This window comes from uncultured Piscinibacter sp. (genome assembly GCF_937952055.1).
In the GTDB taxonomy this organism is placed as follows: Bacteria; Pseudomonadota; Gammaproteobacteria; order Burkholderiales; family Burkholderiaceae_C; genus Piscinibacter.
The window spans coordinates 184,973-206,363 of the sequence record NZ_CALFYO010000033.1 but is presented as its reverse complement, the minus strand read 5'-3'; the positions used below and the strand labels follow the sequence as shown (position 1 = coordinate 206,363).

The following is a 21,391-nucleotide window of genomic DNA, read 5'->3' as shown; positions in this document are numbered from 1 at the left end:
CCGCGATTGCGATGCCGACCGCGAGAGACTGGGTGGTGCTCGCGCGGGCACATCGTCGTGCGCAAGAGGTTGCGTCCCCTGTCGGGAATGCGTCGCGTCGCGGAGAACTTCGTCGAAGGATCGACCGGCACGCGCGCTGGCGCCTCTGCGCGGAGGCGTGACGGCTCCACGGGCCTCAAGAGTCGCTGCAGATCGAGCGCGGCGCGGATGGGCCGTGGGTCTGTCGTGGCGACAGCGCCTGGGGCTGAAGCTCCTCGCCGCCCTGGGGCGCGCGCCGTGCAGTCTTCGGAACGGCCGAGCATTGTTTTCGGGTAGCGGATCCGACGCGGCGCGCAGACGCTGGCGGAGCACCATCGGGTCGACCTGCCACGGATGGCGAACCATCTGCTCGAGCAGCGGCTTGGCGGCCATCGGTTCGGGGCGACGAACGTCGCCTTCGGTGTGCAACCTTCGGGTGGATGGTGCCGACGAGCCACCGTCACCCGGAGCGACGCGGCCTCGCTTCGGCACTCCGGGCCCCTGGCCGCGGCAAGACGCTTCGCCCTCGGATGGAAGACATCACGTGGCCGCCGATGGATACGGTCCCTCGAACACGCTTGTACTTGACGGCACGGGATGAGAGTCTCCACGGCACCTTTTGAAGACGCCGCGGACCGGCATGCGCCGTGCCTGCGGCGCCCGCAGTTCATGGCCGACGACATGGAGCCGTCGCGTCTGCGCGCGAGCGGCGGCCTCCGCCAAGGATCGCGCGTGACGCTCCGCGTCCGGCGCCAAGGGAACGGTCCTGTCGCAGCAGGAACGGATGTCTCGCGGCGCGGACAGTGGTCATTCGGGGTTCGCGCTGGCGAGCGGTCAGCGTTTCGAGGCGTTCACTTGATCATGTCGTTTACGCACCTCCGGCGGCCATTGCGACTTGATCCAGGAGAGCACGGCGACGATCTCCTGGTCACTCAACACGTCGCGGTAGACGGGCATGGAGGTCTTGTAGCCGGGGTCACCCACGACGGCAGCCACGCCGTCCCGCGTGATGCGAATGAGCAACTCGTCCGGGTGATGCCAAGTGTGGCCGCTGGCGTCATGGGGTGGTGCTGGCAGCAGGCCGTCGGCACCGCGTGTACGCCAGTTCGGTTGACCTTCGAGCGCTTCACCATGGCATGAAGCACACTGCTGCCGGTAGATCACGGCGCCTCGGGCGGTGACCTTCCCATCGTCGGGGCGCAGGGCCCCGACTTCGTCCCCGTGCTGTGTCGCGACATCGGCGAGCCACCACCATGCAGCTGCGGCGATGATTGGAAGAAGGCCGATGGCGATTGCCGTCTTGGTACGCATGCTCGTTCTCTCCTGCACACAGTCTCCCATGCCGGCCCGGCGACGTCACGGCGTGCCCGGCGCCTTCGTCTTCGCCTGGATGGTGCCCAGGCACAAGACCGCCACGGCGATGTTGCTGTTCTGGCTGTTCGCGCTGACATCGTCATGGGCCAACGCCTGCGTTCTGTAGAACCGGCAGACGCACCCGCATGCCTCGTCCAGCGTGCTTGAATCCAACGCGCTGACGGTGATGGCAGGGCATGCCGGTGCCGTCGCCGCGCACGGTGGCGAAGCCTCGGCGGGGAAGTCCATCTGCCTCGAGGTCTGCGACGCCACCTCGCAAACGTCAGTGCAGCCGGACAGGGTGATGGGTGTGACTCCCGTTGCCCTGGGGCCCTCGATGGCTCTCGCGTGGGCAGCCGACGGACCGGCCCCATTGCCTGGGCCGCAGGGCGGCACGGCGGCGTCGCCGCGCGCAACCGTCCCGCCGCGGACGCTGTTGTCGCGACTCGCGTTGTAGCGCCTGCGCGGCGGCCTGCTTCGCCCGAGCGCTGCGCTCGGGCGACCAGCCCTTTCCCGTCCGTAGCCCAGACGGCTGTGCAGCCGCCCCGTCGCCGCGCCTGGCCAGCGGCGAATGCACGCCGGACGAGTACGAGAAGCGAAAGGCGCTGCTGGACCGTGACCGTCCTTCCGGCGGTTGATCGGCATGCGATCAACACGATGCGGCAGGGGTGAATGCCTTGACTCCGAACCGTCGGCAGCACGAAGCTGGTGTCGACCATCACGCGCCTGCGAGAAAGGATCCAGCGATGAGCGCACATGAGCACCCGCACGATGCGATTCCCGTTCCTGCACCGAGGGAAAGGATGCCAACGCCTCTCGGCAGGCCGGTGAAGACCGCGCTGCTCATGGTGGCGCTGGTGGGCGGCTTCTACCTCTTGCGCGAGCATTGGAATCATGTGGCCGGCAACTGGGTCTATCTGCTGCTGCTCGCGTGCCCGCTGATGCATCTGTTGCATGGTCACGGTGGACATGGGGGCCATGGCGGGCATGGCAGCACGCGCCGCGACGACATCGACTCTGACAAGGGGTGAAGACATGGACATGCCAAAGCGCCACCATCACGACCAGAAGGGGCAAACCACGGGGCCGTCTGCAGGCGCGCCACCGCGAAACGGTAGACCTGCCCCATGCACCCGGAGGTGAGCCTGAACGCGCCCGGCAGGTGCCCGAAGTGCGGCATGGGGCTGCAGCTCGAAGCCGGCTGGACTGCTCCCGACGGAGGCCCGAACCCGGCGCTCGTCGACTTCACCCGCCGGCTGTGGATCGCCGTCGCCCTGACGGTTCCGCTCTTGGTGCTCACGATGACGCCGTACCTCGGCGTCGCCGCCGTGCGCGAGCTGTTCGGCGAGCACACCGCCATGTGGATCGAACTCGCGCTGTCCGCGCCGGTGATCCTGTGGTCCGGCTGGCCGTTCTTCGAGCGCGGCTGGGTGTCGTTCCGCAGCCGGAACCTCAACATGTTCAGCCTGATCAGCATGGGCGTGGCCGCGGCATTCCTCTACTCGGTGGTGGCGCTGGTCGAGCCGGACGTCTTGCCGGCGGGTTTCCGTGATCCCTCGACCGGCATCGTGGGGGGGTACTTCGAAGCCGCGGCGGTGATCGTGACGCTGGTGCTGCTGGGCCAGGTGATGGAACTGCGTGCACGCGAGGGCACCGGCAAGGCGGTCTGCGCGCTCCTCGACCTCGCGGCCAAGACCGCGCGCGTGATCCGGCCGGGCGGCACGGAAGAAGAGATCCCGCTCGAACAGGTTCAGGGCGGCGACCGGCTGCGCGTGCGTCCCGGGGAGAAGGTGCCGGTGGACGGCTCGCCGGTGCCCGTGGAGAAAGTGGCCGGCGACAAGCTCACCGGCGCCACGATCGACGGCACCGGCAGCCTGGTGATGGAGGCCACGCGCGTGGGTGCCGACACCCTGCTGGCGCAGATCGTCGACATGGTCGCCAGCGCGCAGAAGAGTCGCGCGCCAATCCAGAAATGGGCCGACATGGTGGCCGGCCGGTTCGTGCCGGCGGTGATCGGCATCGCGGCCCTGGCCTTCATCGCCTGGCCCATCTGGGGACCGCCCCCCGCCCTGGCCTACGCGCTGGTCGCGGCGGTGGCAGTGCTCATCATTGCCTGCCCTTGCGCGCTCGGCCTGGCCACGCCAATGTCGATCATGACCGCCACCGGCCGTGGCGCGCAGATGGGCGTTCTGATCAAGAACGACGAGGCGCTCGGGCGCTTCGAGAAGGTCGACACGCTCATCGCCGACAAGACCGGCACCCTCACCGAAGGCCAGCCCCAGCTGGTGGCGGTGCTGCCCGAGCCCGGGCACGACGAGGCCGAGGTGCTGCGCCTGGCCGCGACGCTGGAGAAGGGCTCGGAGCACCCGCTGGCCGAGGCCATCGTCCGGGGCGCCGACAAGCGCGGCGTGAAGCTCGGCCAAGCCAAGGATTTCGAGGCCGTCACCGGCAAGGGCGTGACGGGCCGGGTCGACGGCAAGGCCGTGGCGCTGGGCAACCTCAAGCTGGTCCAGGACCTCCGGCTCGACGCCCGCATCGCGGGGCTGGTCGGCGTGGCCGACCCGGTCAAGGCCACCACGCCCGCGGCGATCGAGTCGCTGCACAAGCTGGGCTTCCATGTCGTCATGGCCACCGGCGACAACGAGCGCACGGCCAGGGCCGTGGCGCAGCAGCTGGGCATCGACGAGATCCGCGCCGACGTGATGCCGCAGGACAAGGCGCGCATCATCAAGGAGCTGCAGGCCCAGGGCCGCAGGGTGGCGATGGCCGGCGACGGCGTCAACGACGCGCCGGCACTGTCACAGGCCGATGTCGGCATTGCGTTGGGCACCGGTGCCGACGTGGCGATCGAAAGCGCCGGCTTCACGCTGGTGAAGGGTGACCTGACCGGCATCGTGCGCGCGCGCCGCCTGGCCCGCGCGACGATGCACAACATCCGGCAGAACCTGTTCTTCGCGCTGAGCTACAACGCGGCCGGCGTGCCGATCGGGCCGATCTTCGCGGCCTTCGCAATGAGCGCCTCGCCGCTGTCGGTGGCGCTCAACGCCCTGCAGCTGCGCTCGGTGCGGGTCTGAGCGGGCGAGCGCCGCATGGACATCGTCGCGCACACGCTCTGGGCCGGTCTCGGCGCCGCCGCGCTGGCGCGGCGCCGTCCGGTGGCGCGGGGCACCGTCGCGGCCACGATGACGCTGGCGGCGCTTCCCGACGTGATCCAGATGCTGCCGGTGCTGGGCTGGTGGTGGTTTGGCGGCGGCAGCCTCGAAGCGGTGCGGGCCTTCGCCATCGCGATGCCGGGCCAGGAACCGGCGATGCCCGAGTTGGTGACCTGGTGGTCGCACACGATCCACTGCATCGCCCACAGTGCCGTGATCGCGGCCGGCGCCACGCTGCTGCTGTGGGCCTGGCGGCGCACGCTGTGGGTGCCGCTGCTGGGCTGGTGGTCGCACATCGTGATCGACGTGTTCACGCACTCGGCGGACTACTACGCCTCGCCGGTGCTGTACCCCTTCACCGAGCGCGGCTTCGACGGCATCGCCTGGATCACACCCTGGTTCATGGCGCTGAACTACTTGGCGCTTGCCGCCGCCGGCGTCGCGCTCCTCATGCACCGGCGGCGCGGCACCCACACGGCCCCGACCCGATCCGACGAGGCGATCCGATGACTCCCTCCCTCCCTCCCGCCCGCAGGCACGCCGCCCCGTCGCCGCCGCCAGGCTCGCGCTGATCATTCTGGCGATCCTTTCGGCGTCGGCCGCTAGGGGTCAACGCATCAAGGACCTCCCGCCGTCGGCGTTCGGCATCACGATGCCCGCGTTCTGGCCCCAGGCCATCGCCGGCCGACGATGAACACGATCGCCGGGCGTTACCGGTCCTCAGATGCCATCGTGAGGTGACCGCATGGGGCTGGCTCCAGCGCCCGCCACTGTGCGGCGCGTCGCTTCGCGTCGCGAGCTGCATTCGGCCTGCCGGTCGACTTCGGCGGCATCGGCGTCGGCGCCGCGGGGGCGTCAAGTCGAACCTCCCGGATGGTTGAGGGTGATCACATCGGACGCCGGGCCGGACTTGACCTTCCCATCGTTGCGGCGCATAGGTGACTCATGCACCGTTCCGACAAGGAGCTTGCATGGACACGCTGAACAGGAGCCGGGGGGCATTCGCCTCCGGCGTGTCGCCCGAGATGATCCGCCACGGTGACAACGGCCGGCTGCTCGAGGGCTGGCGCGACCACGCGCGCCCGAGCCGCCAGGTCAGGACATTGGCGCTGGCGCACCTTGCCGCCCTCGACGTTGCGGGCCCGGATGCTCCCGGTGCACGCGCAGCCCACCCCCTGCCGTCGCCGCGCGGGCAGCACGACATGACGGGCCGAAGCCAATGACCGGGCGCCGCAGCTTCATGGCGTTGGCCGCCGCGACGCTGCTGCCCGCACCGTCGTGGGCGGACGAACCGAGCGGGCGTGCGATCGTCGAACGCGGCGAGGCACTTCTCTGGGGCCAGACGCTGCAAGGCCGCTACGAGATGACGATCACCACGCCGCGCTGGGAGCGCACGCTCGTGCTGCGTGTATGGATCGAGCGCCCGCATCGCAGCTTCGTGCGCATCGAGTCGCCGGCCAAGGAAGCCGGCATCGGGTCGCTGCGCATCGGCGCACAGATGTGGAACTACCTGCCAGCGGTGGAACGCACCATCAAGATCCCGCCGTCGATGATGCTGCAGCCGTGGATGGGGTCCGACTTCACGAACGACGACCTGGTCAAGGAAAGCAGCGTGCTTGACGACTACGTGCACGAGCGGCTGGAGGCCACGACGTTCGAGGGACAGCCGGCCTACCAGGTCCGGGCGACGCCGAAGCCGGACGCCGCCGTCGTGTGGGGCAGCATCGTGTTCTGGGCGCGCCGCAACGACTTCGTGCCGCTTGCTCAGCAGTACTACGACGAGCGTGGCAAGCTCGTGCGCACGTTGAACTTCTCGGACGTGCGCGTGGTCGGCGGCCGCAGCGTGCCCACGCGCTGGGCGATGCAGCCGGCAGACACGCCCGGCCAGCGCACGACGGTGATCCTGAAGGACGCCGTCTACGACCAGCCGATTGCCGAGGACGTGTTCAGCCAGCGCCACCTGCAACGGCGATGAACGAACCCGCCAACGCCGTCGAGTTGCGCGCCGTCTGCCGCGTCTATCGCCAGGGCGGCACCGAGGTACGGGCACTCGACGGCATCGACCTCGACATCCCCGCTGGCGACTTCGCGGTCCTCGTCGGGCCTTCGGGATCGGGCAAGACAACGCTGCTGAACCTGATCGGCGGATTGGACACGCCCAGCAGCGGGCGCATCGTCGTCGCCGGCACCGAGATCGGCCGCATGAGCCGCGCGGAACTGGCGGCACTGCGTTTGCGCAGGATTGGATTCGTGTTCCAGGACTTCAACCTGATTCCGGTGCTGTCGGCGATCGAGAACGTCGAGTTCGTGATGCTGCTGCAAGGGGTCGGCGCGCGCGAGCGCCGGCAGCGCGCCCTGGCGCTGTTCGACGAGCTCGGTCTCGCCGGGCTCGAACAGCGGCGACCGGGCGAGTTGTCCGGCGGACAGCAGCAGCGGGTCGCGGTCGCACGGGCGGTCGCGGCAGGACCGACGATCGTGCTGCCCGACGAGCCCACCGCGAACCTCGACTCGAGCGCTGGTGCATCGCTCATGGACCTGATGCGGCGCCTCAACGAACGCCAGGGGGTGACCTTCGTCTTCTCGACTCACGACCCGATGGTGGTCGAGCGGGCGAGGCGCGTGATCCGCCTGCATGACGGCCGCATCGCGGCCGACGAACGCCGGAGCGGCTGATGGTCCTGCGACTGGCCTGGCGCAACGTGCTGCGGCACTGGCGGCGCTCGCTGATCACGGCGCTGGCGATCGCCGTCGGCGTGGCCGCGCTGACCTTCCTGTGGGCCTTCATCGACGGCATCAACGCGCAGATGGTCGAGAACAGCACGCGCTACTTCGCTGGTGACGCCCAGGTGCACGCGCGAGGCTACCAGGATGACCCGGGGCCGGAGCGTGCGATGGCCGACGCCGGCCCGGCGATCGACGCCGCGCGGCTCGACCCCGGCGTCCTGGCGACCACGCCGCGCTTGGAGGCTGCCGCGCTCGCGAGCCGCGGCGAGAAGTCGCGCGGCGTGAGGCTGGTCGGCGTCGACATCGCGAGCGAGGATCGGGTGACCGACCTTGCGCGCGCGGTGGTCGAGGGGCAGGGGCTCGCGGCGGGCGACCCCGGCGTGCTGATCGGCAGCACGCTCGCCCGCGCGCTCGCCGTCGGTCCGGGACAGGAAATCGTGTTGCTCGGCCAGGGCTTCGATGGCTCGGTGGCGAGCGCGCGCTTGCCGGTGCGCGGCGTCTTCCGCACCCAGATCGACGCGATTGACGGCACGCTCGCGGTGGCGTCGATGGAAGTCGTGCGCGAGTTCTTCGTCGCCCCGAGGGCAGCGACCGCCGTGGCGCTGCGACTGCGTGACCGCACCGCGCTGGCCGCGGTGCAGGCGCGATTGGCACAGCGCCTCGGCCCGGATTACGAAGTGATCGGTTGGCCGCGGCTGCTGCCGTCGCTGCCGGGCATGATCCGCTTTCACGACGTGATGGGCTACGTGGTGCTGACCATCTTCTTCGTGATGGTGGGCGCCGGCATCGCCAACCCGGTGCTGATGGCCGTGCTCGAGCGCACGCGCGAGTTCGGCGTAATGCTCGCCCTGGGTGCCGGGCGGGCGCGCGTGCTGGGCCTGGTGCTTGCCGAATCGGTGCTGCTGGGCGGGTTCGGCCTGCTGCTGGGCAATGCACTGGGACTGGCCGCCACGGCCTTGTTCGGCCGACTGGGCATCGACCTGGGGGCGTTCGAGGCCGGCATGAGAACGATGCCTGGCCTCGCCGACATCGTCTACCCCGTGCTGCAGCCCCAACGCAGCGCGCTGATCTCCGTGCTCGTGTTCACGCTGGCGCTGCTGGCGGCTGTGTATCCCGCCACCAAGGCCGCCCGCCTGGAACCGGTGGCAGCACTGCGCGGCATGGCGGGCAGTTCCACCGCGCGCGCGCAGCGGCGGGTTCCCGGCCGGCTTCGCAGGGTCGCTTTCCTGCCGCTGTTCGTGCGCATCGCACAGCGCAATCTGCTGCGCAATCCGCGTCGTAGCGCGCTCACCGTCGGGGGCACCGCGTTCGCGATCGTGTCGTACGTCTTCATCAACGCCTACTTCGACGGCTTCGACGAGCAGTTGATCGACACCGCCACTCGCTACATCACCGGTCACGTTCAGCTCGAGCGCCCAGGCTTCCGACGCGACCAGTCACCGCAGCTCGCTTTCGGCCCGGTGCAGCCGCAGCTGGACACGCTGCGCGGGCTGCCGGAGGTTGCGGCCGCCGCGCCGCGCGTGCAGGCGCAGGCGCTGGTCAGCACGGCGCGCAAGTCGGCCGGGGTCCTGCTCGTCGGGGTCGATCCGGCGGCCGAGGCCGGGCTCACGCTCATCGGGCAGGCGATCCTGCGCGGACGCATGCTGAATGCCGGCGACGATCACGCCATCGTGCTCGGACGCAAGCTGGCCGAGCGGCTCGGGGTGGTGCTGGGCGAGAAGCTGGTCGTGACCGCGAGCTCGGTCGATGGCGAACTGGGATCGGCGGCGTACCGGCTCGAGGGCATCTTCGCCACCGAGAGCGTCGAGTTCGACGACAGCATCGCCTTCATGACGCTGCCCGACGCGCAGGCGCTGCTCGGCCTGGCGGGCAAGGTATCGACCATCAACGTGCGGCTGAAGTCGCGCGACCGGCTGCCGGCGTTCTTGGCCACCCTTCGCGCGCGCAGCGGCGACCTGGCCGTGGTGCCGTGGCCCGAACTCCTGCCGGCCGTCGAGCAGATGATCGGCCTGGACAAGGCCATCCGGGCCGTCGTGGTGGGTCTGTTCCTGACCGTGGTGGCGCTGGCGGTGATGAACACCGTCGTGATGTCGGTGACCGAACGCACGCGCGAGTTCGGCGTGCTGATGGCGCTCGGCACGACGCCGGCGGCGGTCGTGCGCATGGTGTTGTACGAGACCGCCGCGCTGATGGTTCTGGCCTCGGTGCTCGGCTACGCGCTCGGCGCCGCGCTGGTCGGATACTTCGGCCGCTTCGGGCTCGACCTGTCGGGGCTGTTCGCCGGCTACGACACCATCCCCGGACTGACCGGCATCACCTACCCTCGTCTCGTCCTCTCGAGCATCGTCTTGCCGGGCGTGGCGCTGTTCGCAGCGAGCGTGCTGGTGTCGCTGCTGCCCGCATCGCGCGCCGCCCGGCTCGACCCGGCGCAGGCGATTCGCCATGCGTAGGCTCGCTGCCGCGATCGCGCTGGGTTTCGCGCTGCCGAGCTCGGGCGCCCTCGCGGGCGAGGCGTGGGAATTCGGCGGCTACTACAAGAACCTGCTGGCACGTTCGCGCACCGTGCATCCGGCGGGCGAGCGCTACACGGAGGATCTGAACCGTCTGCGCCTGGAATTGCGCGGCCGGCCCTCGCCCCGCTTCGCGATCGACGTGCAGTATGACAACGAGATCCTGCTGGGCAGCTATCTGGACACACGGCAGTTCCAGCTGCAGCAGGCGGTCCCGCCGGCAACCTACTGGGACGCCCAGGCCACGTATGCCGACGGACGCGACCTGCACGGCGAGCACCGTCTGCACCGGGCTTCGGTGACCTGGTCGCGCGATCGCTTCGACCTGCACGTCGGCCGGCAGCGCATCGCATGGGGCACGGGGCGCTTCTTCAGCGCGCTGGATCGGCTCAACCCGTTCAGTCCGACGTCGCTCGAGCGCAGCGAGCGTCCTGGCGTCGATGCCCTGCTGGCCGAGTTCCGACCTGGCGCGCTGTCGCGGGCGAGCGCGGTGCTCGCGCCGCGGCGTGGGGCCGGAGGCTCGAGCCATGCACTGCGCTGGCACGCCAACGCCGGCGCGGCCGACTACTCGCTCATCGTGGGTCGTTTCGCGGGCGAAGAAGTCGTCGGGGCGGACCTCGCGACCCAGGTCGGTGGTGCCGGCGTGCGTGCCGAACTGGCGCTCGTTCGCGCCGCCGGCCGGGTGCATGCACGCGCGCTGGTCGGCGTTGCCCATGCGTTCGCAAACAGCCTCTCCCTGAGCGCGGAGATCTATCGCGATGGAACGGGCGCCGACCGCAGCCGCGACTACGACTTCGCCGCGCTGTTCAGCGGCCAACGGCAGACCGTCGGGCGCGACTACGTGGGCGCGTACGCCGGCTGCGAGATCACGCCGCTGCTGAAGCTGAACACCGACCTCGTCGTCAATCTGCGCGATGGCAGCCACTACCTCTCGCCATCGCTCACCTGGTCCCTGCGGCCCGACGTCGACGCGGCGATCGGTGCGCAGTGGTTCGCTGGCCGGGCGGCCAGCGAGTACGGCACGTTCAACGACCTCGGCTTCGTGCAACTGCAGTGGTACTTCTGATGGCCATGCGCGGCAGACATCGCCGACATCGCCCGCCCCATGGGGCATGGGGCATCAGGCGTCTCCTGGGCGAACGTTCGATGCCGGCACCGCCGGCGCCGGATTGCAGCGGAGCGGAGCGGAACGCGACATGACGCAGGATCAGGCGGCGCTGTGTTGGCGACCCCGGTGCGTCCCGGGCGCCGATCCGGCCGTGGATCGGGGCCCCGTACGGGCGCGAAGGCGCTGTCGCGTTGCCGAGCCGCTTTCCCGCCCGTGCCACGGATCGAAATCGGCCTGGCGGGTCGCAGGTTCGAGGGGGTCCCTGCGCCGGCCGACCTGGTCTCCCCCCCGCATCGGTCCCTGGCGGACAGCAACGCTTGAAAGGTGAGGTCCGAACCCTATAATGAGTCTGCTAGCACTCATCAGCCATGAGTGCTAACGCCGCCACCGAAAGGGTCTGCATGCAGCCGCAGGGGCGACGTAAATGAGTGCTAACTTAGCGTTCATTCCCCATCACGAATCAGTTCCGAGTCATCAAGGAGATGCTATGAAACTTCGTCCGTTGCACGATCGCGTGATCGTCAAGCGCCTGGAACAGGAAACCAAGACCGCCTCGGGCATCGTCATCCCCGACAACGCCGCCGAGAAGCCCGACCAGGGCGAGGTGCTGGCCGTCGGTCCGGGCAAGCGCAACGACAAGGGCGACTTCGTGGCCCTGAACATCAAGGTCGGCGACCGCGTCCTGTTCGGCAAGTACAGCGGCCAGACCGTCAAAGTCGACGGCGACGAACTGCTGGTGATGCGCGAAGAAGACCTCTTCGCCGTCGTCGAGAAGTAATCCACCCCAGAACTCGAATCCGGAGAGATACACATGGCAGCAAAAGACGTGGTGTTTGGCGCGGATGCGCGTCATCGCATGGTGGAAGGCGTGAACATCCTGGCCAACGCGGTCAAGGTCACGCTGGGCCCGAAGGGCCGCAACGTGGTGCTCGAGCGTTCGTTCGGCGCTCCGACCGTCACCAAGGACGGTGTCTCGGTCGCCAAGGAAATCGAACTCAAGGACAAGCTGCAGAACATGGGCGCGCAGATGGTCAAGGAAGTTGCTTCCAAGACCAGCGACAACGCCGGTGACGGCACCACCACCGCGACCGTGCTGGCCCAGTCGATCGTGCGCGAGGGCATGAAGTTCGTCGCCGCGGGCATGAACCCGATGGACCTGAAGCGCGGCATCGACAAGGCCGTGCTGTCCCTGACCGAGGAACTGAGGAAGGCCTCCAAGCCGACGACCACGAGCAAGGAAATTTCGCAGGTCGGCTCGATCTCGGCCAACAGCGACGAATCGATCGGCAAGATCATCGCCGACGCGATGGACAAGGTCGGCAAGGAAGGCGTCATCACCGTCGAGGACGGCAAGAGCCTGAACAACGAGCTGGACGTCGTCGAGGGCATGCAGTTCGACCGCGGCTACCTGTCGCCGTACTTCATCAACAACCCGGACAAGCAGAGCGCGATCCTCGAGAACCCGTTCGTCCTGCTGTTCGACAAGAAGATCAGCAACATCCGCGACCTGCTGCCGACGCTGGAGCAGGTGGCCAAGGCCGGCCGCCCGCTGCTGATCATCGCTGAGGAAGTCGAGGGCGAAGCCCTGGCCACCCTGGTGGTCAACACCATCCGCGGCATCCTGAAGGTCGTGGCCGTGAAGGCGCCGGGCTTCGGTGACCGTCGCAAGGCCATGCTGGAAGACATCGCCATCCTGACCGGCGGCAAGGTCATCGCCGAGGAAGTCGGCCTGACGCTGGAGAAGGTCACGCTGGCCGACCTGGGCCAGGCCAAGCGCGTCGAAGTGGGCAAGGAGAACACCACCATCATCGACGGCGCCGGCTCGGCAGCCGACATCGAGGCCCGCGTCAAGCAGGTGCGCATCCAGATCGAGGAAGCCACCAGCGACTACGACCGCGAGAAGCTGCAGGAGCGCGTGGCCAAGCTGGCCGGCGGCGTGGCGGTGATCAAGGTCGGCGCCGCGACCGAAGTCGAGATGAAGGAGAAGAAGGCCCGCGTGGAAGACGCGCTGCACGCCACCCGTGCCGCCGTCGAGGAAGGCATCGTCGCCGGCGGTGGCGTCGCGCTGCTGCGCGCCCGCACCGCGGTGGGCAATCTGAAGGGCGACAACCACGATCAGGATGCCGGCATCAAGATCGTCATGCGCGCCATCGAGCAGCCGCTGCGCGAGATCGTCGCCAACGCCGGCGGCGAGCCGAGCGTGGTGATCAACAAGGTGCTCGAGGGCAAGGGCAACTTCGGCTACAACGCCGCCAACGACACCTACGGCGACATGCTCGAAATGGGCATCCTCGACCCGACCAAGGTGACCCGCACCGCGCTGCAGAACGCCGCCTCCGTGGCGTCGCTGATGCTGACCACCGAATGCATGGTCGCCGAGGCGCCGAAGGAAGAGGCCCCGGCCGGCGGCATGCCCGGCGGCATGGGCGGCATGGGCGGCATGGGCATGGACATGTGATGTCCGCCTGAGCGAACCTCTGCTCACGAAAGGGCTGCCCGCGGGCAGCCCTTTTTCTTTGGGGGGCAGCGAGATAATCCCCGCCATGACCCAGCGACACCGAGCATGGCGACTGCGCTCACGCTGCTGAGGTCCCACGAGGAAGAGTTCGCGCGCGGCGCCGCACGGCGACCAGGGGATCGTCTTCGTGCATGGCTGCGAGGTCGCTGCACGCTCGCAGTTGCTGTGGTTCCGCGAGAGGGGAATGAATCTTCCCCGCGACGCAGGAGGACGGCCAGGCAGCACGTATCCCGTCACCCGGCGGACACCGGAGCGGCTCCATGGCGGCCGAGCTTGCACGCTCTGGTTGCCGCCTGGGCGCTGGCTGCGGCGACCCTGCAGCCAGCCCTCGCCCAAACCGCACCGCTGCCTCCAGCAGGCGCCGCCGAGCCCGTGAAGCGAGCGCGCATCGGACTCGTTCTTTCCGGGGGCGGCGCACGCGGCTTGGCGCATGTCGGCGTGCTCAAGTTGCTGGAGCGCGAGCGCGTGCCGATCGACCTGATTGCGGGCACCTCGATGGGCGCCATCGTCGGCGGGCTCTACGCCAGCGGCATGGACGCCGCGCAGATCGAATCCGAACTGGTCAAGGTCGATTGGGACACCGTGTTCGCCAGTCGCGTCGATCGCCAACTGCTCTCCCAGCGACGCAAGGAAGAGGACTTCGAAATCTCGCCGGTGCTCGAATTCGGCATGCGCGACGGCGAACTGCGCGCACCGCTGGGCGCCCTTTCGGGCCGCGGGCTGGAAACACTGCTGCGCCGCTACACGCTGCCGGTTCGCGAGGTGCGAAATTTCGACGCGCTGCCGATCCCGTTCCGCGCGCTGGCCACGGACATGGAGACCGGCCAGCCCGTGGTGCTGTCGCAGGGCGACCTCGCGCTCGCGCTGCGTTCGAGCATGAGCGTGCCCGGCGTGTTCGCGCCGACCGAGGTCGACCGGCGCATCCTCGGCGACGGCGGCCTGGTCGACAACGTGCCGGTCGGCGTGGCGCGAGCGATGGGCGCGGACATCCTCATCGTGGTGAACATCGGCACGCCGATCGCGGGTCGCGAGACGCTGGGCTCGGTCGCCGGCCTGACGGCGCAGATGATCAACATCCTCACCGAGCAGAACGTGCAGCGCAGCCTCGCCTCGCTGTCGGCCAGCGACGTGCTCATCGCGCCGGACCTCGGCAAGTTCGGCTCCGCGGACTTCGCCCGCACCCGCGAGCTGATCGACCTTGGCCATCGCGGCGCCGAGTCCCTGGCGCCGCGGCTCGCCGCGCTTGCGCTGGACGAAGCCGCCTACGCCCAGTGGCGCCAGTCGCATGCGCGGCCGGGACTCGCGGAGGCTCGGTTGTCGTTCATTCGCTTCGAGGGCACCGATCTGACCAATCCGCAACGCTTCGCCGCGCAGCTCGAATCCAAGACCGGCCAACCCTTCGACGCGAACAAGGCCGAACGCGACTCACGGCGACTGGCGGCCAGCGGCGACTACATGCGCGCCGACTACCTGCTCGTCACCACGCCTGACGGAGAGGGGCTGGTGTTCGATCTTGAGGACAAGCCCTGGGGACCTCACTACTTCCGCATCGGCCTGGACCTGGAGACCGATTTCCGCGGCGGCAGCGGCTTCAACGTCAAGATCAGCCACAACCGCCACTGGCTCGACGCCAACGGCAGCGAGTGGCGCAACCAGGTGCAGATCGGCAAGGAGCCACGCTGGTACACCGAGCTCTACCATCCGCTGAACTGGACGCTGGGCCTCAGCAACGACTGGTTCGTCTCCGCCCACGCCGAGGCCAGTCGCCGCGACATCACGCGCTACGACAACGACAGCGGTGCGGTTCTCAGTCTCTTCAACCGCAAGCGAGCGATCTTCGGGCTCGACCTCGGCCAGCCCTGGGCAGCGCTCGGCGAGTTGCGCCTGGGACTGGTGCAGCTGATCGAGCGCACCACGCCCGACGTGCTGGTGTCCGCGGAAAGTGGCGGAGAAGGGCCGAGCACGGTGCGCGAGTCCGGCCTGCGCCTCGGCGTGGTGATCGACCAACTGGACTTCGCGAACTTCCCGCAGCACGGCTATCGACTCGATGCCGATCTGGTGGGCGGACGGCGCAGCCGCAGCAACGGTGGGCTGCGCGCCGACTTCACGCGCTTCGAGGCCGACGGCACGCTGGTGCGCAGCTGGGGACAGCATTCGCTCAACCTTTACGCACGCCTGCAGCGCACACTGCGCGATGACCTCGGCGCGCTGGGCCGCTACACCCTCGGCGGCTTCCATCAGCTCTCCGGCTATCGCAGCGAGCAGCTCGACGGCAACAGTGTCGTCTTCACCCGCCTGACCTGGTACCGCCGCTCACACACCGTGCCGGTCTTCACCCGCGGCTTCTTCGTCGGCGCCACGCTGGAGGCGGGCAACGCCTGGCTGCGCTGGAGCGACGTGCGGGCGAGCGCCCTGCGCAGCGGCATGAGCCTCTTCCTGGGCGCGGACACCGGGCTGGGCCCGCTTTATTTCGGGCTCACCTATGCACCGCGCGGCTCGACGGGCCTGTACCTGTTCGTCGGCCGGCCCTGAGCCGCTCACGCGGCCAGCGCGCGCTCGATCTCGGCCGCGACGAGCGCCGGACGTTCGTGCACGATCCAATGCGTCGCGCCGGGCACGCGCGTCAGGCTCAAGTCCGGCACGAAAGTCTCGAGCCCGTCGAGCAGCGCCGGCGGCAAGGCCGTGTCGGCCTCGGCCCAGACAACATGGGTGGGCACGCGCACCGTCATCATCTCGACCGGCAGCTGCAGCGTCATGATCGGATCGTCGGGCTTGAGCGGGGGGCGCAGCGGCGAAGCACGGTAGTAGTTGCAGCCGCCGCTCAGCCCCTGTTGCCAGACCTCGCGGTACCGATCGCGCACGGCTTGCGTCAGCCACCCGCCGCCTGGCTGCGCCGCATCGGTGGCCCCCATGCGCTCGAAGAAGGTCCACAGTCGCGCGAAACCGTGCTCGGCGAGCAGGGCCTCCGCATCGGGCCGGCAGAGGAAGTTCATGTAGGCGCTCGCCGCCTGCTGCGCCGGGTTGTCGCGCAGCTCCCGCAGGAAGGTCGCCGGGTGCGGCGAGTTGACGATCACCAGCCGCTCGACCAGCGACGGATGGGCCGCCGCCAGGCTCCAGGCCACCGCGCCACCCCAGTCGTGCGCGATCACTGCGGCCGCTCGCCCCCCCTGCTGCTCGATCAGCGCGCGAATGTCGGCCACCAGGTGCTTCGCCCGATAGGCCTCGACGCCGGCCGGCGCCGACGAGCGTCCGTAGCCGCGCAGGTTCGGCGCGACGCAGCGGTAGCGCGGCGCGAAGTGCGCAAGCAGCTCGTCCCAGACGAAGGCCGCCTCCGGGAATCCGTGCAGGAACAGCAGCAGCGGCGCGCCGGTCGTGCCGGCGCCGCGGCAACTCAGCGTGATGCCGTGCGGCAGCACGAGGTCGAAGGTCTCGATCGTCATGCCGCGACCCAGCTTCTCAGCAGCACCGCGGTGTCGTCGACGCCGCGCTTGTCCAGCGCCGAAAAGAGCGCAATGCCGATGTCCGACTCCTCGGTGCCGATCGCCGCCAACGTGTCGCTGCAGGCCTTCAGTGCGCGGTCGGCGTCGCGGCGATTGAGCTTGTCGGCCTTGGTCAGCAACACCAGCAGCTTGACCGAGCCATTGGCCACACGTGGTGCGACGAACTCGAGCAGTTGCAGGTCGAGTTCTGTGAATCCCAGACGCGAGTCGACCATCAACACCACGCCCGTCAGGCTGCGCCGCACTTCGAGGTAGTCGGCCATCACCCTCTGCCAGCGCTCCTTGTCGCCGCGCGAGACCGCGGCGTAGCCGTAGCCCGGCAGGTCGGCGAACAGCGCGTCGGCTGCATCGCGCGGCCCGAGTTCGAACAGATTGATGTGCTGCGTGCGGCCAGGTGTCTTGGAGGCGAAGGCCAGGCGCTTCTGCTGCGTCAGCGTGTTGATCGCGGTGGACTTGCCGGCATTGGAGCGGCCGACGAAGGCGATCTCGGGCAGCTCGCTGGCGGGCAACTGGTCGAGCCGGCTGGCCGTGGTGAGGAAACGCGCCGTGTGGGCCCAGGCCATCGCGTGGCGTGCGGCGTGGTCGGACGCGGCGGGGGCCGGCGGGTGGGTTGTTTTTTGATCGGCCATGGGTCGTCCTGGAGGCTCATTGTAAAATCTACGGGTTTTGCACGAGAGAACCACCCCGACATGAACGCTGCCGCCGCCCTGCTGTCCAGTCTGATGTCCGGCCTGCTGGCCGCCACTTTGGCCATTCCGGCTGCGGCGGCGCCGGCGACGGCGCCTGCCAAGCCCGATCTCGCCAAGGGAGAAGCAACGGCCACGGGCGTGTGCGCCGCGTGCCACAGCTTCGACGGTTCGCGCGGCAGCCCGGCCAATCCGATTCTCGCTGGCCAGCACCCGGAGTATCTCGTCAAGCAGCTCGGCGAGTTCAAGTCCGGCAAGCGTGCGAGCGCCATCATGCAGGGTTTCGCCGGGACGCTCGGCGAGGTGGACATGAAGAACGTTGCGGCCTTCTATGCCAGCAAGAAGGCCAAGCCGGGCGTCGCGACGAACAAGTCGACCGTGGCGCTGGGCGAGAAGATCTATCGCGGCGGCATCGCCGACCGCAAGGTGCCGGCCTGCTCGGGCTGCCACGGCCCCGCAGGTGCGGGCATCCCTTCGCAGTACCCGCGCCTGTCCGGCCAGCACGCCGCCTACACCGAAGCCCAGCTGCTCGCCTTCCGCGGCGGCGCGCGCATGAACAATGCGCAGATGACCGGTGTGGCCGCAGGCATGACCGACGCCGACATCAAGGCCGTCGCCGACTACATCGCCGGGCTGCGCTGAGACTCGACGCGCGTCCATGAAGGCCGGCCTCGTGCCGGCCTTTTTCATGGACAGCCGCAGGGGCTGACGGGGCGTCGTATAGTGCGCCGACGCCCGACGCCGCACCGCCCATGCCATTTGTCAGACGCAACGCCGAAGGCCGCATCGAGAGCCTGCACCGCAGCGGCAGCGACGGCGGCGAGTTCCTGCCCGACGCGCACCCCGAGGTGCAGGCCTTCGTGGGCAACGACTCGGACGCGCGCGAGGACTTTTCGCGGCTCGACGCGGACTTCGTGCGCGTGCTCGAGGACGTGATCGACACCCTGATCGTCAAGAACGTCCTCAATATCACGGACCTGCCGGAGCAGGCGCAGGCGAAGCTGTTCGCGCGCAAGAGCTTCCGCGAGCGTGTGTCCAAGAGTTCACTGCGGCTGTTCGAGCCCACCGACTTCGGCGACGTGATTTGATCACTGCGCTCGGGCTGTAAGACACGTCCGGCCCAGGCGACCGAGTTTCGGGCATCGCCAATCCACGAGCAGGAACCGACCATGCATTACCTTCAGGACCGAGGCTTCACGCATCCACACGCCAGCGAGATCACCCCGCGCTCCGTCTACGAAGGGCGCCGCGCCTTGCTGCGGGGCTTCGCCGCCGGCGCTGCCGGCCTCGCGCTGGCCGGCTGGGCGAACCGCGACGCGCTCGCGCAGGCGGCGCGTCCTGGCAGGCTCGCCGCGCTGACCGGCGCGCGCAGCGCGGTGGCCGGTGCGCTGACGATGGAGAAGCCGACCGCCTATGGCGACGTCACGAGCTACAACAACTTCTACGAGTTCGGCACCGACAAGTCCGACCCGGCGCGTGCCGCCGGGACGCTGAAGACACGCCCCTGGACGGTCAGCGTCGAAGGCGAGGTGAAGAAGCCCAAGGTCTACGACATCGATGAACTGCTCAAGCTGACGACGATGGAAGAGCGCATCTACCGCCTGCGTTGCGTCGAGGGCTGGTCGATGGTGATCCCCTGGGTCGGTTACTCGCTGTCCGAACTGATCCGGCGCGTCGAGCCCACGGGCAACGCGAAGTACGTCGAGTTCGTAACCCTGGCCGAACGCGCGCAGATGCCGGGCCTGCGCTCGACGGTGCTCGACTGGCCTTACGTCGAGGGCCTTCGCATGGACGAGGCGATGCACCCGTTGACCTTGCTGTGCTTCGGCCTTTACGGCGAGGTGCTGCCCAACCAGAACGGCGCACCGGTGCGCGCCGTGATCCCCTGGAAGTACGGCTTCAAGAGCGGCAAGTCGATCGTGAAGATCCGCTTCGTCGAGAAGGAGCCCCGCACCGCCTGGGTGAAGGCTGCCGCGCAGGAGTACGGCTTCTACTCGAACGTGAACCCGACCGTCGACCACCCACGCTGGAGCCAAGCCACCGAGCGCCGCATCGGCGAGGACGGCCTGTTCCAGAAGAAGCGCCCCACGCTGATGTTCAATGGCTACGAGTCACAGGTCGGCCAGCTTTACGCCGGCATGGATCTGAAGAAGAACTACTGAGGCCATGTCTGCCGTGATGTCCCCGCCGCCGGCCGCCGACCGTCGCCCGGCCGCGCGCCCGACGCTGCTGCACCCGGCGGCCAAGCCGCTGCTGTTCGCGGCCTGCTTGCTGCCGTTCGCGTGGTTGCTCTACGCTGCATTGGCGAGCCGCCTGGGCGCCAATCCGGCCGAGGCCTTGATCCGTGCCACCGGTGACTGGACGCTGCGATTCCTCTGCACGGTGCTCGCGGTGACGCCGCTGCGGCAATGGACGAAGCAACCCGCGCTGGCGCGATTTCGCCGCATGCTCGGCCTGTTCGTGTTCTTCTACGCCGTCCTGCACTTCCTCGCCTACGCGTGGCTGGACATGGGCTTCGACGCCGCGGCCATCGCGCGCGACATTCCCAAGCGGCCGTTCGCGCTGGTCGGCTTCCTCGCACTGCTGCTGCTGGTGCCGCTGGCGGCCACCTCGTTCAATCGAGCGATCAAGGCGTTGGGCGCACCGCGCTGGCAGGTGCTGCACCGCGCCGTCTACGCCATCGCGCTGCTCGCGCTGCTGCATTTCTTCTGGATGCGCGCCGGCAAGAACGACTTCGCCGAGGTGGCGGTCTACGCCGCTGTGATCGCGCTGCTGCTCGGCTGGCGCGTGCTGCGGCTCAGGCCGCGCCCGACTCGGGCGTGAGCAGCAGTTCGCCGACGCCGTAGAGGTCCGCCAGCGCCGCAAGCTTCTGTGGCGCGTTGCGCACGCTGAACGGACGGCCGAAGGCTTGTGCGAGCCGACGGCACTCGAGCAGCACCGCCAGCGCCGACGTGTCGAACTGCTGCAGCGGCCCCGCATCGACGATCACCTCGCCGTCTTGCTCGCCGCGCAGCGCCTGGGAGAGCAGGCGCAGCGTGTCGCGCGAGTCGTGCAGCGTGATGGTGGCGGGCAGCAGCAGCATCGCACGACGCCTCAGGACTTGGTGCCGCCGCCGGCAGCCGCCTTGTTGCGCTCGGCCAGCTTGGCGATCAGGCCGTCGATGCCGTTGGCGCCGATTTCCTGGGCGAAGCTGCTGGTGTAGTTCTGCACCAGCCACACGCCGAGCACGTTGACGTCGTAGATCTTCCAGCCCTCGTCCTTCTTCTCGAGGCGGTAGTCGAGTTGGATCGGGTCGCCCTTGCCGCGCACCTCGGTGCGCACCACCACGTCCTTGTCGTCGGCGCTGGCGCGCATCGGCTTGAGCTGGACGGTCTGGTCCTTCACCTGCGACAGCGCGCCGGAATAGGTGCGCACGAGCAGGATCTTGAACTCCTCCTGCAGGCGCTGCCTTTGCTCCGGCGTGGCCTGACGCCAGTAGCGGCCCACCGCCGACGCCGTCATGCGCTGGAAGTTCACGTGGGGCATGACCTTCGCGTCGACCAGCAGGATGATCTTCTGCACGTCCCCGGTCTGGATCGACTTGTCGGCCTTCACCGCGTCGAGCACGTCGGTGGAGACCTCCATGATCAGCTGGTCGGGGGCCTTGCTCGCATCGGCAGCCAGCGCCGAGCCCAGTCCGAAAACCAGCGCGAAAGAGGTCATCCAGGCCGTGATTCGTTTCGAGAGCATGTCTTCTTCCTTTCGTTGGCGCCGCAAGGCATCCTCGGTGCTGAGAGCCTTCCCGGGCTGCTTGGTTCAGTGCCTTACTGTTGCTTAACGTGT

At 68.8% G+C, this 21,391-nt stretch carries 21 protein-coding genes and 1 pseudogene; 16 read left to right on the top strand and 6 right to left on the bottom strand.

Translation table 11 applies throughout. The features are described from left to right. Positions 1 to 852: 852 nt before the first annotated feature. Positions 853 to 1,329 carry a cytochrome c gene (locus Q0599_RS24975; protein WP_298835428.1) on the bottom strand — a complete coding sequence of 159 codons (477 nt, stop codon included), beginning with the start codon at positions 1,327 to 1,329 and terminating at the stop codon, positions 853 to 855. Between the two features lie 45 nt (positions 1,330 to 1,374). Further along, on the bottom strand, positions 1,375 to 1,620 hold the full coding sequence (locus tag Q0599_RS24970) for a hypothetical protein (RefSeq protein ID WP_298835427.1): 246 nt from the start codon (positions 1,618 to 1,620) through the stop codon (positions 1,375 to 1,377). Between the two features lie 554 nt (positions 1,621 to 2,174). On the opposite strand from Q0599_RS24970, the gene Q0599_RS24965 reads away from it, so the two are divergent. The 12 genes and pseudogenes from Q0599_RS24965 to Q0599_RS24915 all read left to right on the top strand — a co-directional run bounded on the left by Q0599_RS24965 (position 2,175) and on the right by Q0599_RS24915 (position 15,915). Further along, complete coding sequence (locus Q0599_RS24965; protein ID WP_298835504.1) at positions 2,175 to 2,402, top strand: DUF2933 domain-containing protein; 228 nt, start codon at positions 2,175 to 2,177, stop codon at positions 2,400 to 2,402. Between the two features lie 93 nt (positions 2,403 to 2,495). After that, a pseudogene (locus Q0599_RS26240) lies at positions 2,496 to 2,552 on the top strand (heavy metal-binding domain-containing protein); the annotation flags it as partial. Beyond that, positions 2,550 to 4,445, top strand: coding sequence for a copper-translocating P-type ATPase (locus Q0599_RS24960; RefSeq protein ID WP_367180991.1), 1,896 nt, complete (start codon positions 2,550 to 2,552; stop codon positions 4,443 to 4,445). The pseudogene Q0599_RS26240 and the gene Q0599_RS24960, both read left to right, overlap by 3 nt. Before the next feature lie 15 nt (positions 4,446 to 4,460). Continuing rightward, positions 4,461 to 5,033: a hypothetical protein gene (locus tag Q0599_RS24955; protein WP_298835422.1), complete on the top strand. Its 573-nt coding sequence runs from the start codon at positions 4,461 to 4,463 to the stop codon at positions 5,031 to 5,033. Positions 5,034 to 5,494: 461 nt separating this feature from the next. Beyond that, positions 5,495 to 5,746, top strand: a complete 252-nt coding sequence (locus tag Q0599_RS24950; RefSeq protein WP_298835420.1) for a hypothetical protein — start codon at positions 5,495 to 5,497, stop codon at positions 5,744 to 5,746. After that, entirely contained in the window at positions 5,743 to 6,498 is a 756-nt protein-coding gene (locus tag Q0599_RS24945; RefSeq protein WP_298835418.1) for an outer membrane lipoprotein-sorting protein, read from the top strand. Before Q0599_RS24950 ends, Q0599_RS24945 begins: the two co-directional genes overlap by 4 nt. After that, positions 6,495 to 7,196, top strand: a complete 702-nt coding sequence (locus Q0599_RS24940) for an ABC transporter ATP-binding protein (RefSeq protein WP_298835416.1) — start codon at positions 6,495 to 6,497, stop codon at positions 7,194 to 7,196. Before Q0599_RS24945 ends, Q0599_RS24940 begins: the two co-directional genes overlap by 4 nt. Beyond that, on the top strand, positions 7,196 to 9,697 hold the full coding sequence (locus tag Q0599_RS24935; protein ID WP_298835414.1) for an ABC transporter permease: 2,502 nt from the start codon (positions 7,196 to 7,198) through the stop codon (positions 9,695 to 9,697). The genes Q0599_RS24940 and Q0599_RS24935 overlap by 1 nt, the downstream gene beginning before the upstream one ends. Continuing rightward, positions 9,690 to 10,823, top strand: coding sequence for a hypothetical protein (locus Q0599_RS24930; RefSeq protein ID WP_298835412.1), 1,134 nt, complete (start codon positions 9,690 to 9,692; stop codon positions 10,821 to 10,823). The genes Q0599_RS24935 and Q0599_RS24930 overlap by 8 nt, the downstream gene beginning before the upstream one ends. A gap of 529 nt (positions 10,824 to 11,352) precedes the next feature. Next, positions 11,353 to 11,643 carry a co-chaperone GroES gene (gene groES / locus Q0599_RS24925; RefSeq protein ID WP_054018942.1) on the top strand — a complete coding sequence of 97 codons (291 nt, stop codon included), beginning with the start codon at positions 11,353 to 11,355 and terminating at the stop codon, positions 11,641 to 11,643. A 33-nt stretch (positions 11,644 to 11,676) separates the two neighbouring features. Next, positions 11,677 to 13,323 carry a chaperonin GroEL gene (groL, locus tag Q0599_RS24920; RefSeq protein ID WP_298835402.1) on the top strand — a complete coding sequence of 549 codons (1,647 nt, stop codon included), beginning with the start codon at positions 11,677 to 11,679 and terminating at the stop codon, positions 13,321 to 13,323. Between the two features lie 432 nt (positions 13,324 to 13,755). Beyond that, a complete protein-coding gene (locus Q0599_RS24915) occupies positions 13,756 to 15,915 on the top strand; it encodes a patatin-like phospholipase family protein (protein WP_298835401.1) in 2,160 nt (719 codons plus the stop codon). A gap of 5 nt (positions 15,916 to 15,920) precedes the next feature. Here the strand turns inward: Q0599_RS24915 and Q0599_RS24910 are convergent, their stop codons facing one another. After that, positions 15,921 to 16,823, bottom strand: coding sequence for an alpha/beta fold hydrolase (locus Q0599_RS24910; protein ID WP_298835400.1), 903 nt, complete (start codon positions 16,821 to 16,823; stop codon positions 15,921 to 15,923). Continuing rightward, positions 16,820 to 17,446 (bottom strand): ribosome biogenesis GTP-binding protein YihA/YsxC, encoded by a 627-nt coding sequence (gene yihA, locus Q0599_RS24905; RefSeq protein ID WP_298835399.1) that lies wholly within the window; start codon positions 17,444 to 17,446, stop codon positions 16,820 to 16,822. Before yihA ends, Q0599_RS24910 begins: the two co-directional genes overlap by 4 nt. A gap of 126 nt (positions 17,447 to 17,572) precedes the next feature. On the opposite strand from yihA, the gene Q0599_RS24900 reads away from it, so the two are divergent. The 4 genes from Q0599_RS24900 to Q0599_RS24885 all read left to right on the top strand — a co-directional run bounded on the left by Q0599_RS24900 (position 17,573) and on the right by Q0599_RS24885 (position 20,392). After that, positions 17,573 to 18,211 carry a c-type cytochrome gene (locus Q0599_RS24900; protein WP_298835398.1) on the top strand — a complete coding sequence of 213 codons (639 nt, stop codon included), beginning with the start codon at positions 17,573 to 17,575 and terminating at the stop codon, positions 18,209 to 18,211. Positions 18,212 to 18,321: 110 nt separating this feature from the next. Next, the gene (locus Q0599_RS24895; protein ID WP_298835397.1) at positions 18,322 to 18,657 is read left to right on the top strand and encodes a hypothetical protein; all 336 of its coding nucleotides are present in this window, start codon (positions 18,322 to 18,324) and stop codon (positions 18,655 to 18,657) included. 81 nt (positions 18,658 to 18,738) lie between these two features. After that, positions 18,739 to 19,731: a protein-methionine-sulfoxide reductase catalytic subunit MsrP gene (msrP, locus tag Q0599_RS24890; RefSeq protein WP_298835396.1), complete on the top strand. Its 993-nt coding sequence runs from the start codon at positions 18,739 to 18,741 to the stop codon at positions 19,729 to 19,731. 4 nt (positions 19,732 to 19,735) lie between these two features. Further along, positions 19,736 to 20,392 (top strand): sulfite oxidase heme-binding subunit YedZ, encoded by a 657-nt coding sequence (locus Q0599_RS24885; RefSeq protein WP_298835395.1) that lies wholly within the window; start codon positions 19,736 to 19,738, stop codon positions 20,390 to 20,392. Here the strand turns inward: Q0599_RS24885 and Q0599_RS24880 are convergent. Both Q0599_RS24880 and Q0599_RS24875 read right to left on the bottom strand, forming a co-directional pair. Then, a complete protein-coding gene (locus tag Q0599_RS24880) occupies positions 20,367 to 20,651 on the bottom strand; it encodes an STAS domain-containing protein (RefSeq protein ID WP_298835394.1) in 285 nt (94 codons plus the stop codon). The genes Q0599_RS24885 and Q0599_RS24880 overlap by 26 nt on opposite strands. 11 nt (positions 20,652 to 20,662) lie before the next feature. Then, a complete protein-coding gene (locus tag Q0599_RS24875; protein ID WP_298835393.1) occupies positions 20,663 to 21,298 on the bottom strand; it encodes a phospholipid-binding protein MlaC in 636 nt (211 codons plus the stop codon). Positions 21,299 to 21,391: the final 93 nt, after the last annotated feature.

Coding starts and splice junctions, on each gene's coding strand:
- Q0599_RS24900 (WP_298835398.1), top strand. CDS start 17,573: ATGAACGCTGCCGCCGCCCTGCTGTCCAGTCTGATGTCCGGCCTGCTG.
- Q0599_RS24945 (WP_298835418.1), top strand. CDS start 5,743: ATGACCGGGCGCCGCAGCTTCATGGCGTTGGCCGCCGCGACGCTGCTG.
- Q0599_RS24885 (WP_298835395.1), top strand. CDS start 19,736: ATGTCTGCCGTGATGTCCCCGCCGCCGGCCGCCGACCGTCGCCCGGCC.
- Q0599_RS24970 (WP_298835427.1), bottom strand. CDS start 1,620: ATGGACTTCCCCGCCGAGGCTTCGCCACCGTGCGCGGCGACGGCACCG.
- groES (WP_054018942.1), top strand. CDS start 11,353: ATGAAACTTCGTCCGTTGCACGATCGCGTGATCGTCAAGCGCCTGGAA.
- Q0599_RS24955 (WP_298835422.1), top strand. CDS start 4,461: ATGGACATCGTCGCGCACACGCTCTGGGCCGGTCTCGGCGCCGCCGCG.
- groL (WP_298835402.1), top strand. CDS start 11,677: ATGGCAGCAAAAGACGTGGTGTTTGGCGCGGATGCGCGTCATCGCATG.
- Q0599_RS24940 (WP_298835416.1), top strand. CDS start 6,495: ATGAACGAACCCGCCAACGCCGTCGAGTTGCGCGCCGTCTGCCGCGTC.
- Q0599_RS24950 (WP_298835420.1), top strand. CDS start 5,495: ATGGACACGCTGAACAGGAGCCGGGGGGCATTCGCCTCCGGCGTGTCG.
- Q0599_RS24975 (WP_298835428.1), bottom strand. CDS start 1,329: ATGCGTACCAAGACGGCAATCGCCATCGGCCTTCTTCCAATCATCGCC.
- Q0599_RS24910 (WP_298835400.1), bottom strand. CDS start 16,823: ATGACGATCGAGACCTTCGACCTCGTGCTGCCGCACGGCATCACGCTG.
- Q0599_RS24965 (WP_298835504.1), top strand. CDS start 2,175: ATGCCAACGCCTCTCGGCAGGCCGGTGAAGACCGCGCTGCTCATGGTG.
- Q0599_RS24875 (WP_298835393.1), bottom strand. CDS start 21,298: ATGCTCTCGAAACGAATCACGGCCTGGATGACCTCTTTCGCGCTGGTT.
- Q0599_RS24935 (WP_298835414.1), top strand. CDS start 7,196: ATGGTCCTGCGACTGGCCTGGCGCAACGTGCTGCGGCACTGGCGGCGC.
- Q0599_RS24895 (WP_298835397.1), top strand. CDS start 18,322: ATGCCATTTGTCAGACGCAACGCCGAAGGCCGCATCGAGAGCCTGCAC.
- yihA (WP_298835399.1), bottom strand. CDS start 17,446: ATGGCCTGGGCCCACACGGCGCGTTTCCTCACCACGGCCAGCCGGCTC.
- Q0599_RS24880 (WP_298835394.1), bottom strand. CDS start 20,651: ATGCTGCTGCTGCCCGCCACCATCACGCTGCACGACTCGCGCGACACG.
- msrP (WP_298835396.1), top strand. CDS start 18,739: ATGCATTACCTTCAGGACCGAGGCTTCACGCATCCACACGCCAGCGAG.
- Q0599_RS24930 (WP_298835412.1), top strand. CDS start 9,690: ATGCGTAGGCTCGCTGCCGCGATCGCGCTGGGTTTCGCGCTGCCGAGC.
- Q0599_RS24960 (WP_367180991.1), top strand. CDS start 2,550: ATGGGGCTGCAGCTCGAAGCCGGCTGGACTGCTCCCGACGGAGGCCCG.